The organism is Bradyrhizobium sp. LCT2 (assembly GCF_009931255.1).
Classification (GTDB): Bacteria; Pseudomonadota; Alphaproteobacteria; order Rhizobiales; family Xanthobacteraceae; genus Bradyrhizobium; species Bradyrhizobium diazoefficiens.
In genome coordinates this window covers 4,046,741-4,064,937 of record NZ_CP034432.1, presented here as the reverse complement: position 1 = coordinate 4,064,937, position 18,197 = coordinate 4,046,741, and the positions used below count along the sequence as shown (strand labels likewise).

The 18,197-nt window shown below is 59.4% G+C and carries 12 protein-coding genes; 5 read left to right on the top strand and 7 right to left on the bottom strand.

The window, feature by feature from the left end:
* Window positions 1-2: 2 nt before the first annotated feature.
* From EI171_RS19475 to EI171_RS19455, 5 genes are all read left to right on the top strand, one after another.
* Complete coding sequence (locus tag EI171_RS19475) at window positions 3-2,090, top strand: glycosyltransferase family 2 protein (RefSeq protein ID WP_161534424.1); 2,088 nt, start codon at window positions 3-5, stop codon at window positions 2,088-2,090.
* A gap of 27 nt (window positions 2,091-2,117) precedes the next feature.
* Window positions 2,118-3,419 (top strand): TylF/MycF/NovP-related O-methyltransferase, encoded by a 1,302-nt coding sequence (locus EI171_RS19470; protein WP_246740584.1) that lies wholly within the window; start codon window positions 2,118-2,120, stop codon window positions 3,417-3,419.
* Between the two features lie 82 nt (window positions 3,420-3,501).
* Window positions 3,502-4,326 carry an ABC transporter permease gene (locus tag EI171_RS19465; protein WP_161534423.1) on the top strand — a complete coding sequence of 275 codons (825 nt, stop codon included), beginning with the start codon at window positions 3,502-3,504 and terminating at the stop codon, window positions 4,324-4,326.
* Window positions 4,316-5,767, top strand: a complete 1,452-nt coding sequence (locus EI171_RS19460; RefSeq protein WP_161534422.1) for an ABC transporter ATP-binding protein — start codon at window positions 4,316-4,318, stop codon at window positions 5,765-5,767. Before EI171_RS19465 ends, EI171_RS19460 begins: the two co-directional genes overlap by 11 nt.
* 11 nt (window positions 5,768-5,778) lie before the next feature.
* Window positions 5,779-6,549, top strand: a complete 771-nt coding sequence (locus tag EI171_RS19455; RefSeq protein ID WP_161534421.1) for a bifunctional 2-polyprenyl-6-hydroxyphenol methylase/3-demethylubiquinol 3-O-methyltransferase UbiG — start codon at window positions 5,779-5,781, stop codon at window positions 6,547-6,549.
* A 1,128-nt stretch (window positions 6,550-7,677) separates the two neighbouring features.
* On the opposite strand, the gene EI171_RS19450 is transcribed toward EI171_RS19455, so the two are convergent.
* The 7 genes from EI171_RS19450 to EI171_RS19420 form a co-directional block, all read right to left on the bottom strand.
* Entirely contained in the window at window positions 7,678-8,742 is a 1,065-nt protein-coding gene (locus EI171_RS19450; RefSeq protein WP_011087397.1) for an IS110-like element ISBj4 family transposase, read from the bottom strand.
* A 675-nt stretch (window positions 8,743-9,417) separates the two neighbouring features.
* Window positions 9,418-9,900, bottom strand: a complete 483-nt coding sequence (locus EI171_RS19445; protein WP_161534420.1) for a pilus assembly protein N-terminal domain-containing protein — start codon at window positions 9,898-9,900, stop codon at window positions 9,418-9,420.
* Between the two features lie 2,583 nt (window positions 9,901-12,483).
* The gene (locus EI171_RS19440; RefSeq protein ID WP_161534419.1) at window positions 12,484-14,673 is read right to left on the bottom strand and encodes a DUF3987 domain-containing protein; all 2,190 of its coding nucleotides are present in this window, start codon (window positions 14,671-14,673) and stop codon (window positions 12,484-12,486) included.
* Between the two features lie 122 nt (window positions 14,674-14,795).
* Window positions 14,796-15,140 (bottom strand): hypothetical protein, encoded by a 345-nt coding sequence (locus EI171_RS19435; RefSeq protein ID WP_161534418.1) that lies wholly within the window; start codon window positions 15,138-15,140, stop codon window positions 14,796-14,798.
* Window positions 15,141-15,259: 119 nt separating this feature from the next.
* Window positions 15,260-15,682: a hypothetical protein gene (locus EI171_RS19430; protein WP_161534417.1), complete on the bottom strand. Its 423-nt coding sequence runs from the start codon at window positions 15,680-15,682 to the stop codon at window positions 15,260-15,262.
* Window positions 15,679-16,869, bottom strand: a complete 1,191-nt coding sequence (locus EI171_RS19425) for a tyrosine-type recombinase/integrase (protein WP_161534416.1) — start codon at window positions 16,867-16,869, stop codon at window positions 15,679-15,681. Before EI171_RS19425 ends, EI171_RS19430 begins: the two co-directional genes overlap by 4 nt.
* Before the next feature lie 366 nt (window positions 16,870-17,235).
* Window positions 17,236-18,192 (bottom strand): hypothetical protein, encoded by a 957-nt coding sequence (locus EI171_RS19420; RefSeq protein ID WP_161534415.1) that lies wholly within the window; start codon window positions 18,190-18,192, stop codon window positions 17,236-17,238.
* Window positions 18,193-18,197: the final 5 nt, after the last annotated feature.

Here is an 18,197-nt window from a genome sequence, read left to right as displayed (position 1 = left end):
GAATGACACAATCCCCGCGTGTTTCAGTCATACTGCCTACCTACAATCGCGCCGACTTGGTCAGATACGCAATTGCGAGCGTGCTAGATCAGACATACCGGGATTTCGAATTGATCGTCGTCGACGATGGTTCGACCGATGAGACGCCAGCGGTTCTTGGCAGCTTCGATGACCCTCGCTTGAGGTGCTTCTCACAGCCGAATAGAGGTCGCTCCAGCGCGCGCAACTTCGCTCTGCAACATGCACGCGGAGATTACATTGCCTTCCAGGACTCCGACGACCTTTATCTTCCGGCAAAACTGGCGAAGCAGGTGCAGTTCCTTGACGAGCACCCGGATTATGTTGCCGTTTACACCTCTGCCTCGTGCATCGGTGACAACGGAGACAGCCTTAACTTCGTCTATCGCGCCTCTGTTTCCGGAAACATTTACCCCGACATCGCATTCTTCCAGCCTGTGACCATCACGCTCCCCACCGTGATGGTGCGCCGTGCGGTATTAGACGAGGCCGGGGTCTTCGATGAAGCAATGCATCGCTTTGAGGATACGGATTTGTGGCGGCGAATCGCCAAGCATCACCTGTTCGGAGCTATCGACGAAGTGACCTGTCTGGTGCGCACTCACTCAGGCAACATTCTCGGTAGCCAGGATCCCGAAACCTTGGCAGCCGCTGTTAACCAGTACGTGTCCAAGGTCATGACAGAGGACCGTGACATTCCTCCTGGCATTCTGGAGGCCGGCGCAAGGCGACTTTACAAGCACTACGGATTTGCGATGGCAACCGACCCTCGCTTTGCTCCAGCCGGCAAGGCCCTCTCCGACAAAGCCGCGCTCTACTTCCAGCCGAAAGTCTCCATCGTCATTCCGGTCTACAACGGCGCCGACTTCCTCAGGGAAGCGATCGATAGCGCCATAAGGCAGACGTATCCCAATATCGAAATTGTCGTCGTCAATGACGGCTCAAATGATGACGGAGCGACGGAAGCCATCGCGCTGAGCTACGGCGAACGCATCCATTACGTGCGCAAGCCGAATGGCGGCGTGGCCTCTGCCCTCAACCGTGGCATCCGTGAAATGTCGGGCGAACTGTTCTCCTGGCTCAGCCACGATGATCTCTATTCCGCCGAGAAGGTCGCCAGCCAGGTAGAATTCCTTGCAGAGCAGCCCGATCCGTTCAACTGCATCGTTTACGGCGATTACTCGGTGTTCACTGGTTCCGTCGAGAACGCCGCTTTGATACGGATGCCTCACGTCGCGCCGGAAGACTTCCGCTATTTCATTACGGAGCAGAACATCCTCCACGGCTGCACATTGCTGGTGCCCAAAGCCGCATTCAATAGGTCCGGCCTGTTCGATGAGACCCTTCGGACCACCCAGGACTACGACCTATGGTTCCGCCTTGCGTCCCGGCACCGGTTCGTCCATTTGCCGGCCGCCGGAGTTTTTGCCCGCGGCCACGAAGGTCAGGGCACAAATCGCATGAAGGACATTGTGCTCACGGAGTGCAATGAGCTGCTCGGTCGTTTCGCAGGCAATCTGACCCCGGAAGAACTGCGCCGATCATCATCCAAACCTGCTACAGTAGCGCTTCTCGACCTGGCGGTAAACCTCGGACAGCGAGGCTTCATCGGAGCCTCACGGCATACGACGCGGCTCGCGAAAGACGCGATTCGCAATTCGATACAAGAGCTGGCCGAACGTCAGGCAAAGGAGCCCGATCCACGCAGTGCTGCGGCGATTGAAGAGCTTGAAGGCGTCTCACAGTTGGTTACGGCGCTGGTTGCCGAGCGCGCGGAGGCCTTGGCGGCGGCTGTGATGGCAGAGCGCGCAGCTTATGAAGCGAGATCTCGTGCCTTAGCGGAAGCGATTAACCAACCTGCCGTTGTCGCTCCACCTGCCGAGACGGAGGTTGCGCCGACGTTTTTCGAAACCTCGGTACCAGTCGCGCTGCCGATCGAACGTCCCGTTACTGCAATTATCAAAATCAAGCGCTTTGTGCGACGCGCGGGCCGTAGGCTGCCCGCAAGCACGAAAGCACTCGCAAGGCGACTCTGGCACAGGCTCTCGGTCCGCTCCGGCACCGTTGCGTAGGTGACCAAAATAAAGAAGGCCATATGAATGGCGCTACATAACCGAATTCGGAACTGGCTCACGAGCGCATTTGGCGGAGAAACGAAAGGTCGCCTTGCGACCCTTCACATTCAGAATCGCGAAATTTCAGCAGGACTTTCTGCTCTGGGCCAGACTCTCCAACGACACGTGGATGAGTGGAATGGGGCACTGCAAGTTCAGCATGACGCAATTCTATCCAGGCTTTCCGAAATGGACGCGTCTCTTCAGCGCAATTTTGATGCGTGGAATGCCAGGCTTCCGCAAATGGAGCGGGCTACGAGGGTTTCGGAGCATATTGAGAGCGCAGCAGCGGCCGCGGACATTCTTCGCGTCCTCGACACCGTTCAATCTTCGCTTCTTCATCGCGCTGAAGAACATGCATTAGCGGACTCGTCTCGAGCTACGGTGATTTCCAACCAGATCACGGACACGCGGGCGGCAATCGCCGAATCGCTTCAGTTGCTCGGAGCAAATCTGCTCGCCGTGGGCAGTCGCCAGGATGAGGCGGTTGCATCACTGAAACGACTGATCGCGGGACCCGAAACCGGCGCCCTTGCGATCGACCTTTACCTCGGCCTGCTCGAAAAGGTCCTTACCGGCACCCTCCACGGTGATGCGGCCATTTCTGACACAGGAACAGCGCAGCAGGACGAGATTCGTCGAGCAGTTGGATATGACTGGCCCGCCACAGCCGAAACCATGATTGGCGTGGCTCGCTTGCGTAATGTTCGCATGCTGCTTGAACGCGCAATCGCCGAGAAGATCCCCGGGGATTTCATCGAAACAGGGGTATGGCGTGGTGGCACATGCATTTACGCGCGCGCCATCCTAATGGCACATCATCAGCCGACCCGACGGGTTTTCGTTGCGGATAGCTTTCGCGGACTGCCTCCGCCCGATCCGGAGAACTATCCCGCTGATACCAACGATCCGCATTCCACGTTTGCCGCACTCAGCGTCAGCCGGGAGGAGGTAGAGCGGAATTTCCGACGTTACGGGCTGCTCGACGAAAACGTGGTGTTTGTCGAAGGGTGGTTCAAGGATTCACTGCCGACCGCCCCGATCGAAAAGATCGCAGTCCTGCGGCTGGACGGTGACATGTACGAAAGCACTATTCAGGCTCTGAATGCACTCTACCACAAGGTCTCTCCAGGCGGCTTTGTTATCATCGACGACTACATCCTGAAGAACTGCGCGCAGGCTGTCGATAACTTTCGGTCCACCCACAGGATCGACGCTCCATTGAGCGCCGTTGATGGGGCGGCCGTATGGTGGCAGGTCCCCGCATCTCGGGGGGCTCTCCCATGATTGTGCGCTCATCACAGGCGGTTGAGGTGAGCCACCTCTGTCCGCTTCATCCTTCGGTCATGCCTTTCCCGGGCGCCACCCTATGACACAGCATCCGACCTCGCTCTTGTACCTTTGGCGATCCACCCTGGAGCACCGCACCCTCATCGGACGGCTGGTGTCGCGGGAGTTCGAGGCGCGCTTTCGAGGCCACATTCTCGGAACGGTCTGGGCAATTGCAACGCCGCTGCTGACGGCAATGGTGTTTACCTTTGTCTTCTCGGTCGTATTTCGCTCTCGGTGGGCGGGAGGTGCCGAAGACCTCGGCACGAGCGGTTATGCCATCATCTTTCTAACAGGAATGATCGTTCATACGATTTTCGCTGAAGCGGTCTCCCGGGCGCCTTCTCTCATTGTCGGCAATGCCAACTACGTCACGCGCGTGGTCTTTCCGCTCGAGATTTTGCCCGTGGTGGCCGTGGGCACGGCGCTCATCAATGCCGCGATCGGACTTGCTATCGTGCTCGTCGGAAACACCCTGCTAAACGGCAGCTTCCATCCGACGGTCATGCTACTACCCCTTGTGTTGCTCCCGTTCCTGATTTTCGTGATCGCTCTCGTCTTCCTCTTTGCTGCGCTCGGCACCTACGTTCGCGACATCTCCCAGATGCTTGGCCTATTGGTGACCGCCAGCCTTTTCCTGACGCCTATCTTCTATCCGCTCGAATCCGTGCCAGAGAAAATCCGGTGGCTGGTCACCGTAAACCCGCTGACCTTGGCAGTGGAACAAGCCCGTGCGGTCGTTCTTTATGGACACTCGCCTGACTTCCTTCGATTAGGACTATTTCTGGCGTGGGCATCCGCGGCGCTTGCATTCGCGTTTTGGGTCTTCCAACGACTACGGCCGGGCTTTTCCGATGTCCTCTGATGAAGCAATTGTCGTCGAAGGGCTGTCAAAGGCGTATCTGATCTACCCCGATCCAGTGTACCGCCTGTGGCAGGCGCTCGTGCCCAGAGCGCAGAGCGTTGTGCAGCCGCTCGCCAGCCTGCTCGGCATCTCGCTGCGAGAGCGGTCCTACTTCACGAAGTTCTGGGCGCTCCGGGACGTATCCTTTCGAGTGAAGCGCGGCGAGAGCATTGCCATCATCGGGCGCAACGGCTCGGGGAAATCGACCCTCCTCAAGCTCGTGTGCGGCACGCTCACTCCAACAGGAGGCACCAGTTCCGTCCACGGAAAGGTAGCGGCCATTCTTGAACTTGGCTCCGGCTTCAATCCCGAGTTCACCGGACGCGAGAATGTGTTTCTCAACGCGAACATCCTGGGCCTAAAGCGGGAGGAAGCCGAGGCGCGTATAGATGACATTTTGGCGTTTGCAGAGATAGGCGAATTTGTTGATCAGCCCGTCAAGACCTACTCGACGGGCATGGTCATGCGTCTCGCGTTCGCCGTAATCGCGCATGTCGACGCCGAGATCCTGATCATCGACGAAGCCCTCGCGGTTGGAGATGCCTATTTCTCCCAGAAATGCCTGCGCTGGCTTCGTCGGTTCCGCGAACGAGGCACGATCCTTTTCTGCGGGCACGACACGGGGGCAGTCATGAGCCTCTGCGATCGTGCCATCTGGATCGACAAGGGAAACCTGGTCCTTGAAGGGACCGCGAAGGACGTGTGCGAGGCTTATTCCGCCTCGATCATGAATCAGGCGACGGGAAGTGCCGATCCTACCATGCCCCCAGTCAAGCCATTGGCAGCGGAAAATGACGGACAGCCGACCGCACCGGACCGCAGTCCCATCGAGGCTGACGCCCCACCCGTCAGACGGCCGAAAATGGCTCTGCCCTTGCCGCCGGAAGATCAGAGCGCGGCCGTCTTCAACGCACTGACGGAGAGCACCAGCTTTGGCAGCGGTCAGGCCGAAATCTACGAGGTCTCTCTTACCCATCCCGACGGGCAGCGGCCAAGCTGGATCGAGGGTGGTGAGCATCTGCTGATTACCGCCCGCATCAACATCAAAGCCGAGACCTATGCTCCCATCGCCGGCTTCATCATCAAGGATCGGCTCGGCCAGCCCCTGCTCGGGGACAATACCTTTCTCCGCTATGCATCAGCACCACTGTTGTGCCGACCAGGCGACCGGCTGGAGGCTCGTTTTGGGTTCCGACTACCCAACCTTGGCACAGGCCGATACTCGATCACGCTGGCGCTCGCGTCGGGCACTCCCGAAGAGCATGTGCAGCATCACTGGCTGCATGATGCCATTTTCTTCGACGTCCACTCCCCCTTCCGAAATGGCGTGATGATCGCGATGGAAATTGCCGAAATGTCTTTGACCCAGATGGTCCCGGCTGCAGGAGGCGAATTGATATGAGTTCAGGTCCTATGCAAGATCCGTCCCTGGAAGAGCGCATTCTCTCTCAGGAGTGGTTCTACGATTTTGCGCTGCCATCCGGTCGCCGGACGAAGCTCTACATTCCCGAAGTGGTCGAGCACATCCACCGCACCCGTCGCGATATGATGCTCGCCGAGCTGGAGCCGCTGTTCGCGAAATATCTGACCTCTCTTTCGGCAATCGACGTTGCGTCTCACCAGGGATGGTTTTCCCTTGAACTGGCGAAACACTGTAAATCCGTCCTTGGCATCGAGTACCAGGCCAGGCATGTCGAAAGCGCCAAGCTGATGGCGGAGTGCCTGGGCGCTGATCACGTCAAGTTCGTCCAGGACAACGTAGAGACAATGCCGGCAGGAAAGTTCGAGCCGGCTGACATCGTCATCAACTTTGGCCTTATGTATAATCTTGAGAACCCGATAGGCGTGTTGCGCCGCTGCCGCGAGATGACGCGCAAGGTGCTTCTGATCGAGACCCAGTGCACCATTCTGGACCTTGAAGGCCGCATCGACTCAGGTGATTGGACGGCAACCAACTATATGCACGGGTACTGGGGTATCTTTGCAGGAAACCCCGACAACATAGATGGAAGCGCGAGCGATATCGTGTTCTATCCGTCCCCGAAAGGACTGTGCTGGACGCTCAACCGGCTGGGCTTCCAGGATGTTCGGATTCTCGTTCCGCCACCCGGGGCCTACCAGCAACTCGCCACAGGCAAACGCATCATGGTCGCCGCTTACCTTGAGCCCCGAGATCGGGGCTGATTGCCAGAAAGCCAACCGAGCCTTGAGCCCTGATGAACCTATTGCCCAGGTCCATCGGCTCGTTGAACCGCCGCAGGGGTCTTGCGGTCAGACCATCGTGTCGAGTGCGCCAAGATTGCGAAAGGCGTCCCAGTCTCGCTGCCGTCCGACTGTCCTTACCGTCAACGTCGACGGAGCCAGTTCCACGCGCAGAGGCCGTCCTGATCGACGTTGCCGAGTTCCACGTGCAGCTTGCTGCATTATTGGAGCCGACCTTCACCGCGGTGGCTCCGGTGAAGCCGTTACTCGTGATGGTAACCGACGCGCCACCAAGCGCCGGAGGTCGGCGGGATTGAGGTCACAGCTGGCGCGGCAGCGTACGTGAATTGATCTGCCGCCGAAGTTGCGGACGTACCGAGGCGGTTGTCACCCTGACGTCGGCGCCGCCGCCCTCGGCAAATTCCGACGTCATAGTCGAGAGCGGATTGGCGCGGTGCGGTGCCTGACGCGCAAGGGCTGTGCGCGTCAGGCTACGCTTCTTCGCATAATACCTGAAGATGCACAGGTGCGCATCAATTCTGACTAGTTTTTTAATAGTAAACTGACTGGTAAACACTAGGGCGTGTACTCATAAATGGCCGGATGGGAAGTCTACACCGCGAGCACAGCAGACCATTTGTGCTCAACGTGAGTTCTTCGGATTTTGACCCTTATGTATGGTCCGGCCGTGCGTAGCAAGAGGTTCGTCGATCAGGTGGTGTGGTCTTGCATCAATGTATCCGGCCTTTGATTGGAGCATTTTCTCCGGGCCATCATGGATATCAGCGCGCGTGCGTTCTCATTAGCGGACAGGCCTCGATTGGGCCATTTGGGTCACCAGTGTTCGCATGCGCCGGGAAGACCGAACCTCCATCTCGTCTCATCCTCTCGCAGACCTCGGCTGGAACCTGTTGATGGGGTTACGTCATCGCTTGCTCCTCCTACCTCGCAGTTCCTGTGTTCGAGCCAGGGGCCGTTCCTTCGTCCCGGCCCGCAGGACGTGCGTCGCGTCGCGCGCACGGGCGGTCAAGGCCGGCCGTTGCGCTTTGCTTGCGGCTGGCTCCGGCGTTGCCAGGCCGCGCCTTGACCGCGCCGAGCACGGCGCGACGATCAAGCGGGTCGGACGCCTGCATCGTTGGTCCTTGTCAGCTCGAAGGCGCGTCCTTTAGCCAGCACCGCCCAGGCGATGCGGGCAAGCTTGTTGGCGAGTGCGATCGCCAGCACGTTGTGGTGCAATCGCTTCTTGGCGGCTTCGATCCAGGATCTGAGTCCGTAACGTTCCCAGTTCTTGATCCTGACCAGCACCACCCATGCCGCCTGGACGAACAGAACGCGGAGGTAGCGATTGCCGCGCCTTGAGATTTTGCCGAGGATCGTGCGGTCTCCCGTCGAGATCTGCTTGGGCACCAGCCCGAGCCAGGCGCCGAAGTCACGGCCTTTGGAGAAGACGTCTCCAGTGCCGATCGCGGCCACCATGGCGCTCGAAATGATCGGCCCGATGCCAGGCACCGTCATCAGGCGCGAACATGCCTGATCTTGACGGGCCAGTGCTTCGATCTCGCCGGAGAGCCTATCGATGCGCTGATCCAGCCGACGCCAGTCGCCTGCCAACTCCTCGATGACACACAACATGCGTGGCGACAGGGCATCAGTGCGCGTCGCAAGGATGGTGGGCAGTTCTGTGCGCAGGAAGCCGATACCCTGGCGCACCGCGATCCCGCGTTCCAGCATGAAGGCGCGAATCTGGTTGATGATGCCGGTGCGTTGCGACACCAGCCGCTCGCGCACCCGATGCAGCGCCTGCAGATCCAGTTGCTCCGCGGTCTTGGTCGCCACGAACTTCATCGTCGGGCGCTGCACGGCTTCGGCAATCGCTTCGGCGTCATTGAAGTCGTTCTTCGGTCCTTTGCTATAAGGGCGGACATATTTGGCCGGCATCAACCTGGCATCGTGACCTAACGATGCGAGTTTGCGGCTCAAATGATGTGCGCCGACGCAGGCTTCCATGCCGATCAGGCAAGGCGGCATATTGGCGAGCCGCGCCTCGACCTGGCCACGCGACCACTTTTGCCGCAGCACGACGGTGCCGCGCGTATCGTGGCCCACGACGTGGAACGAGTTTTTGCCGATATCGATGCCGATCACGGCGATCGCGGTACTGGGTGTCTGGGACATGGCGTGCTCCTTGTCTTGGCGCCCCTGGCCAGCTTATCGCTGGCGGGGCAGGAGCACGGCCGGACCATCCCATTAGCGGAAATTAACGTTGTGCAGTTAAGATGCCGAACATGCAACCCGCATGGCTTCGTCAGCTGCCCTATTTGGTTCACACCAACAGAGAACTCGGCCTAATGCTGAGGGGCACAAAGCCCCTCGCATATTTCATGGATATAGTTGGCGATGAGCCAGACATCTGTATTCGATATTGGCGGCTGTTCGATAGGCATGTTGCTGTAGGCCGACTGATAAGACACGAAGTGATTGAACCATGCCCCGAACTGCCACAGCTCAAATACCGGAGGCTATTCTACGCCTTACCGGGCCACGAGTGGCGGGTTGATGCAATGCTAACGCTTCTGAGCGAGCGCGGAGCTTGGTCCGACAACCGCGAAAGGCGCTTTGGCGAGTTGCTTGGCTACGAGGAGTGGCAGAATGACTATTGGCTGACCCACCGCCGTTCGCTTGCGGACGCTTAGCCGAAGGTCGATTGAACTCGTGTCATGTCGGCTGCCAGGGGCAAACCGGACGACGATCCAACTTGGCGTCCGCCGCTGCTTTTGACCCGAAGCGGCCATTTGACTCCTTGAACGAACTTCTATTCGACGTTCAGTCCTTCGTCGCTGCCGCCTGATCTTACTGATAGTTCTTTTCTATGAAGCCACCGCCGCGCAATGGTTTACGTATCGTCGTCGAGCTGGCCTTAGCCTGACCGGACTCACCGCGACCACAGCCGTACTCGTCACATATAAAGCCGACATAGTCCGGTTCCTCCGCCAAGCCATACACCTTCACCAGATTGCCTCCGACGACGACCCGCATCCGATGGACCACGCGACCGTCGTCGGATCGGGCAGTCACAATAGTTTCGCCCGACGCGAGCCCCCTAAAGGTGAATATACGGTCAGACTGCGGCGTGATCTCCACGATGTTGTCCACAGGCGTACCGATATCCTTCACAGCATCGCCAAAGTGGAAGATTCGCATCTGACCGGGCTGTAGCCTGATCGTGTCTTCTGCTGGGATGGAGACTTCTTCCGGCGGCTGGGCGAACGCGCCGTGGGGCAGCAGTATCAACGTTGCAATTGCACAGCATCGCCAAAATCCTGAAAGCAACATAAGAGAACCCTCCTGAAATATGTCAACCGGCTTCCGGCACGAGCACTGACGCCGTTCTCACCGTTTGAAGTCTGGGTCGTGGCAGATCAGTCGGGTCGGCATCTCCCTTCCTAGTTCGGACACCAGCCTGCCATCGTGCCGCGGGATGTACCGCAGCCGCTCAGTAAAATCGCAACAGCTTCTCGTCCTATTGCGATCAGCTTCGCATTCCGCGCGAGTTTCGTATTTATATGCTGGAGCAAACTGCGCTTCAGAGCTAGTGCGAGGCTGAGCCGCCGCCACCCCCGTGAAGGTCAGGAAACTCAGTCCGATCGCAAGCCAGCGCATCACCAAATCCTCACCATAGGCCGTTGTCATTTGCCTGCATCATGCCGATCGTCGCGAACAAGCGGTAGATCGAGCGCCTACCATTAAGAGGTACTCAACCAGAGGCGCTTTTTGATGCCATCAGAGTGGCGTCGGGCTACACTTAGGTGCTTCGCCGAAGCCAGGCCCAAAACAGCAAGATAGCAAGGATGACCATCATCCCATTCCGAGGCTGCCCGCATATTCCCAGGGCGGACCACTATCCTATGGGCGCTCGACGCCGCCTCGGTTGGGCGGCCTTTTACATTATCAGTCCCATCTTCGAGACGTCGCCTTCTGGCCCGTAACGGACCTCCCGGCATGTCTGTTTTTGGGCCGCTACTGGGGCACAAGCGGACATTTAAGCGCCGGCCCACTTCCTCGATTTATGAGTACACGCCCTAGTAACTCTAGTTCTGGCTAGTGTGGTGCTGAAAGCCAAAGCCTAGGTCTACGGCACGACCTTGGATCTCAAGCGCCTTCGCACCGACGCCTCAAGATTGCAGACCGAACGATCGAAGTCGCAATCCAGCCGTGAAACGACTGGAACGACGAAGGCAATCAGGGCGGCTCTTCCGGAAATCTACAAGTTGCGCAAAGACGGCGTGCAATGGTTGGCGATTGCGGCGGCCTTGGCTGCCCAGGGAGTCGGGCAAAGATCGCATCCCGCTGACGACTAATCGCCTGACCGCGCTTGTCCGCCAAATCGAACTACAGGATGAGAAACGCGCCGCCAAGCAGGTGAAGAAAGGAGTGAGCACGAAGCAAAAAAAAATTGCAATGCAGAATCAACCTCTATCTCTGTCATCCGAACTTAGGCAGAAACGCAAGCGGTCGAAGGCCGGCCGTCTCAGAGCGAAGATGAAATCCGTCGTCTCGCTTTTGAGCGCGTTCAACGGATGACAGAGAAAGACTAGCACGATGTCGCGTATTCTCTTCAGCTGCCAGGAAAAGGGTGGGGTCGGCAAGACCACTCTCGTCCGCGCACTCGCAGAAGGGGTGGAGGGCGCTCCGATCATCGAGATCGACGCCAGCCATCGGCTGCTTCAGACTCAAGGAGCGGGTCAGCTTCTTCCAGACGCGGGCTGCCCGCGAGGCCATCGAGCGCACCGGCGGCCGTGCTGCCCGTGCAGAGTTCGACGCCGTTCTGGACGCGTTGTCGACGGCGACGTTGCCCAGCATCGTCGATGTCGGAAGTGCCGGTCGGTGCCGTCGATGACGTGAAGCACCTGATCGAGACAGGTACAGGACAAGATCCGAAGCAAGGGTCAGGGAAGAAGCATGGGAGGCGTTTCGCGATCCGACAACTTGCCTTCGCTGTTGCGTCACCGCGCTCGCTCTTCATTCGCGAAATCGCCTGGAGCATCATACGGCAAGATCCAAAGGCGACATCGACGAGATACAGCGGCTTCTTTATTCGCGGTCCCACGGCCGTGGGCCAACAGGTAGATTGCTGATGGCGCGTCCAGCGGTGCGTGGATGCATTTGTGCCTGCGGCGTCAGTCGCAGAGCACGCGCGCACGCGGTAATCGCCCTCGTCTCTCGCTCCGCGATTGCTAAGAGCCGATCCAGCCGCTCCAGACCGCCATCGATGTCAGCCCACTCGATTTCGAATCGTGCGACCTGCATCTCGAGCAATCGTGCGCGGCAGACATGACGAGAATACGCCACCAGGATCGGATGTGCCGCGCGAGTAAGCCAGTCAGCGGGCAGTGATGCGACGACATCACGCCAGACCGTCGCCTGAGCGTCGGTTAATTCAGGTGGCGGCGGGGCGGGCGCGCGTTCACCCGCCCCGATGACGACCGTTGAAATCTCTGAAGCCGAAACCCTACCTCGCTGTCGCATGCTCCAGTGTAGCAAAATTTTGGACGGTTAGCGACCTAAGGCTATCCGGGCGGTCCGTCAAAGCGGGGGCCTAGAAAAAACATGCGCCCCCCCGCGGCCTTCGTCTTGAAGGACCCCAGCGCGATGAGAGGCAAAGGATCGTCACACGGTTTCAAGCTGACATTAGGCGCGCGCCTGTTTGGAACCAAAGGCTGCACAGTGCGTGTCCGCGATGTCCCTTGCGCGCGCGAGGCGTAAATAGCTGCACAGGCAAGCGTAGGCAACAATGGTAAAAAGGTAAAGAGAGAGGCTGAACTTGTATTTCCGCCTCATGCGCGCAAGGGACATTGCGGACAAACATTAACACTGACCGCCCTTGTGCAGCCTTTGGTTCCAAACAGGCGCGCCGGCTCACTGGCGCTTAGCCTTGCCCAAGGCCGTGGCAATGGCTTCGCGGATGCCGGCAGCCCGTGCCGCCTCAGCCTTGGCCCGCTCAGCGAACCGCAGATGCACCCTCGGATTAACCATCCCAAAAGCGTTGCCGTTACTGTTGACGCTCTTGACGATCCACCCGAAGGCGTAAAGCTGATCGAGCACATCCTCGATGTTTCTCTTTTTCATATTCCTCATATCGCGATTGCCGCGCTGGATCGTGCGGCTGTCGATCTTGTCGAGTTTTTTAGCCAGAATGAATCCGGCGACATTGGTTAGACTCTCGTGATCGTTCGACAGCCCGAGCACGCCGGCATAGAAGCAAACCGCGTGCGGCAACAGGAAGTCGTGCAGAAAATCAGCCGCCCGCCGCGCGGTCTTTTCCAAAACGATGCGTGGCACGGTCACTGCAAAGTCGCGGTATCTCGTATTCTCGATGCAATGGAACACCACGCACAACCTGCCGAAGATCCCGTCGTACTTGCCAATATGTGCCGCGAACTTCTTGTTAACCGCGTCGCAATTGATAAGCGACAGATGCTTGTCGGCCATCTCGCGACGGATTTTTTGTCCGCCGGAATCGAATTGCAAATAGTCGTCCGGCTTGTCCAAGGCGATATCATTCAATCGTCCGATCAGCTTTCCATATTCCTCGTTGGCTTTGTCGTGTACCTCATCACGGTCGACGGTTGCCCGGCGCATGATGATCGGTATCGAACGCTGGAGTAGTCCATCGTCAACACCGTCGGCGGCGGTTTCCCGAATTTTATCTGGCTGAATGCCGCCCAGCACACAAGCGCTCAGGTTTTCAATGAACAGTGAGCCGCGCTTGATGCGGTTAACAATATACTCGCCGCCGTTGTAGGCTTGCAGCCAGAACCCCCGATCCTTGGCGCCGTTACCGTTGTATCTATCCATCATTCCGTACCAGCCGGACAATTCGTCTTGCAGCACGAGCAGGCCATTTGGGCTATTTGCGAAAACCTCCTGTGCTGCTTCAATTGTAGTATCTTCAAGCCGCAGCCGTTGTTGTCTCGGTCGCTCCGGTTTCTCTTGTGAGTCTTTCTCTTTCGCCTTCTCTTGCTCTTCATATCGCTCAAGCTCGGCCGCGTATTGTCGGTAAAGCTTGGAGTCAATTTGCTTGATAGGCCAAGTTACTCGATTGAGCACCGGGGTCTTCTTGGCACTGACATTGCCAACCAGTGTGGCCCAGAGCCGTGCCGATTCCGCCCAGCTGTCACTGCCAGGTTTCATTTGCAGTTGCACGTAATCGGGAATAGCTGCCGCACATGACACTAGCGCGCCCATTGCCAAGCCGGCGGGATCGCAGCCCATATTCTCGCTTTCGGTGAAGGCAAAAGTTTCGATCAGTGACGGCAGCAAGCCCTTCGGCAATTCCGGCGGCTCAAAATTGCTCCACAAGTCGATAGGTTCCGGCCATACATTCTTTACGTCGTCATCGGGCTCGATTTCGGCGTCTTCGATCGCATGGTTAAACTCCAGGGCCTCGGCGTCGAGATCGGCGCGACGGTCGATAAAGTCGCCGCCAAGGGCCTCGGCCGAAATCTGTTGATCGCCGATCCGGCCAAAGGGGTAATGATGCCATTCATCGAAGCTGCCGCCGATCAGCCTGCCTAGCAAGATCCCGTTCAGGCGTGCCGCCATGTCGTCCAGTTTTTCAGGCAACAGCGGCACGGAGAACGGCACCACCAGGTGCAGCATCGGCGGCGCCTGCAAATAGTGTGGGCCTTCGAAGATCAGCGCCCGGATGTTGGCTTTGCGCACGATCTCGCGGAGGGTCGCGAACGGCGTGTTCCCGATCGGCGGGTAGGTTGCGTTAATGCCGCTGATCTCGAGGCGCTGGCAATCGTACAGGCTGAGCGATGGCGGGTACGCGCTGTGTTCTTTGGGGGTCACCGTTGCCTGGATCTTGGCGCACAGCTCCGGCAGCGTCAGTTTTTTATCACGCCCGAGGGTGATATAGGCGGTGCCGCTGAACCAGGTGATGTTGAAACAGTGGCCCTCCAGGCTCCAGGGATTAACATCAAGCCAAGGCCACCACTCGCCAAACTCGGCCCGCAACCGGCCGGTTCCCGGCGTAATGACAATGGGGGCGGGCGGCGGCGGGCTTGTCTTTTTGTGCGGGTCGGTATAAAAAGGTTGCTGCATGGTTTTACCCCACCGTGCTCCAAATCATCAATTGAAGCCCGGCCAGCTACAGCCGGGCTTTTTTTGCCTTCCGTCTTGTCATGGTCATGCCCTCTCCGCGTGCTCCGAGACTCAAGATGCATTCATGGATTTTGGGCGCAGGTATACTCGCGCCGCGCTGGCGTCGGTCGCCGCTCGACAAAACGGTCGCGCAGGAAGAGGCACAGCGCATGACGCGGGTACATCACGGAATTCTGGGCAAAGCGGATAAAGGACGGTGGATCGCCGCGTTTGCGCCGCTGCGCCATCGCGTCATGCTTCACGCCGAGAATGGCGGCGACGGCCTTGGAGTCGAAATTTTCTGGAAGCTCGCTATCTGAGGCAAGCCGCTCGTACAGTTCTGCGCCGAAAAAGCCCCGGCTCGTCCAGTAGGCGGATCGTTCGCCGAACAGCGTAACGACGGCGGTGATTGCGTCTGGGGTTTTCATTGTGTGGCACTCCTTATCCAGGTGCCACCCGGTTTAGCCCGGTGAACCGATGCGGGGCAGATCAGACAAAACAGCCTTTTCCTGCCGGGCAGGAAATTGCCGAGTTAACTGCCCCCTCGTTATTTGCCCTTGCGTTGGTCGCGTCGCCACTGGTTGTGCAGGGACTTTACGCGCTCGTAGGCACCGCAGGCGCAGCGCTCGCGGTCATCGCCGCAAGTACAGACTTGAGCGGCAACGAACCGTCTGGCCGTCCTTTGATCGAGCTTGAGCCCAATTATCAACTCTTCCACCCGCGAGCCGACGCCCCCCGGCGGACGGCCTGGACCGTGCGGGGTCTCTGCCCGCTGCGCGTTGCCGTGCAGGTCGAACACAAAAGCTGCCGCAGCGTCTTGCAGTTCAGCCGGGAGATATTTTTTGCAGATGCGCCAAAATTCCTCGGCGGTGAATGGTGAAAGCCGCCGCCGTTCAATCTGCAACAGCGGCCCATCGCCCCACTGTGCAATGACCGGCTCGCTCGCCTTCTTGCGCGGTGTTGACTTCATCGCTTGGCCTCCGCAATGGATTTGATTTCGGCGGACGGCTTGCCGTTGAGATTGATGGCCCCGGCGAGTCGCTCGACCCCGCGACGCGCGCGGGTGTCGGCGCGCTTCACATAGCGACCAGCCATCGCCAGCGTTTTCCAGGCGAAGGTATCGCGCAGTTCGAACGGATCTGCGCCACCCAGCGCCGACCATGACGCTGCGGTGTGACGGAGCGTGTGCGGCGTGACGTTCTCGATGACGCCGTCCGATGCTGGCTTTGCGGATTCGACCCCGGCGGCGAGCAGCACCGCCGCGAGCGCCGCGCGCAGCTTCTTGTAGTCGACCGGACGCCCGCCGCCATTGGAAAACACCGCGCCGGTTTGGCCTGGCTGCCTTGCAATCAGGGCCGCCGCGTCGGCCGACAATGCTGTCGGCCTGCCCTTGGTCGCGCTGTCCTCAAGATGGACCTCAAGCGTCTTCAGGTTGACCTGTGCATGATCCAACAGGCGCGCATCTGTAACGCGCCAGCCGGTGATGGTGAGAAAGCGCAGTAGATCATGGACCGCATCGACCGGGGCCTTCGCGAGCGCCGCCACATAGAGCGGGAGCTCTTTCTCGTCGAGCCAGCGCTCGCGCGCGCGGGGCTTGTAACGCTCGATGCCCCCGCAGGGATTGACCTTGTCCGGGCGCATGCCTTCACCAATCGCGAAGGACATCATCTTCGAAAGCACGCGCATGGCGTTGTTGGCGTCGGCCTGCGTCCTGGCGCGGCGCGCGTACATCGCCGCAACCATCGGCGTCGAGATGTCGGCGACGCGCCTGCCCTTGAAGGCAGGCGTCAGGATGCGGTTAATCACGCCATTGTAGCGCTTGACCGTCGACGGCTGTTTCTTCGGCAGAAACTTGGCGCGAAACGCTGCGAGCAGATCTTCCCACTGGGGCTGCGCCTTCTTGGTCGCGCGCTCGGCACTGGGATCGTCGCCGCGCTTGACCGCCCGCAGCATGCCCTCCCCCTCTTCGCGGGCCTTGTCAGCATTGAACGTCGGATAATTGCCAATCGGAATTTTCTTCGGGTTGCTTTTGCCCGGCACCGGCTGCAATACAAACCAGTCCCGCATGAGCGTGGTGCCGTCCGCGGCGCGGCGAACCCGCAGCGCGAATCCGGTCAGCTTGCTATCGCGAAATAGCCGCTCGTCGCGACCGGCCATCAGGCGGCCGACTTTGTTGCGAACAAAATCTTCCGAGAGATAGTGGGGCATCGGGCGGATCTCCTTTCCCCCAGGGTACGTCTCCGGGTACGTTTTTCATGTTCTCGGTGACACCAGTGCTGCCCCGGCTAACGCCAACGATACGCCATAAGTGCAATAAAATACAGGGTTTTTGTGCGGTTGCCGGGGTCTACCGGGGACGGCCGGAAAGCAACTTAAAATCCCTCGGTGCGCAAGCGCTGTGCCGGTTCGACCCCGGCTGCCCGCACCACGAGAGTTGACGGCGCGAGGACGGCGGATGGCGCCGTCTGCAATCGCATCGCTTTCGTCCCGGTACGCTGACGTCATTTCGAGTCCCGGCGTAACTCAGACGGCGACATTCCGCTCGACCCTGAGCTCCCTGAACACCTTCGTGACCGGCAGGTGAAGCGGCAAATCCGTGTTGGTGTGGTGCCAGCTGAACGGGCACGACTTCTCGATCGAGATTCCCGGCGTCGAGTTGAGCGCGCCGAAGCCATCGATCGTGCCCATCACGTCGACGATCTTCTTGTATCGGGGCGGCATCGCGACCGCCGCAGACACCGTGACAATCCAGAACTTGTCGTCGGGAATGGTCTGTTCGATCGCCGGCTGCTCCCTGAGCTCGTACAGCGCTTCCGAGACCACGAGGTTGCCCTTGGAGTGTCCGGTCACCAGCGAAAAGCTGAAGCGATCATCGGCCAGCAAAGCCATGACCGTCCTTGTATCCAGGCTGACGCGGCCGAGTTCGAGCGGTGATGTCGGCGGACTGACGGTCTCGGGCCGGTTCAGCGCCCGGCTGACGTCGTCCAGCTCCTCGAACTGATGGCGCAGGCGGTTGAGCGTGCCGAACCAGAACCAGCCACCGAGCGCCTCGGTCAGGAGATCGGCAAGCCCGTAGCCCGACACCACGGCAGCAGCCGACACGCCAAACGCGTCGGCGACATTCCGTGCGAAGGCCGCCGCCCCCAGCGCCGAACTGCCGACGCCGGCCACCGCCAGGATACGGACATCGGCGCCGCCAGCATTGGCGAAGTCTTCCACGGTGTTGCAGAGCTTGAGCGATCCGGCGCCGGATGGCGGGACGATCAGGATCGCGCCCTCGCGCGCGAGCCAAGGCGCAGTCTCGTGGGCCTCCCCTTGGGTCACCTTGCCGATGTCGTAGAAGATTCCGTCGAGTACCGCGTTTCTGCGGCGAAACGACTCCAGGGCGGCCTCGCGCAACGGCGTCCGGGACTCGAAGATCTCCTCGAAGCTGTTGCGGCCGAGCTGGGCCGTCGCGAGCGAGCGTTGCGTAGAGAGCATCACGG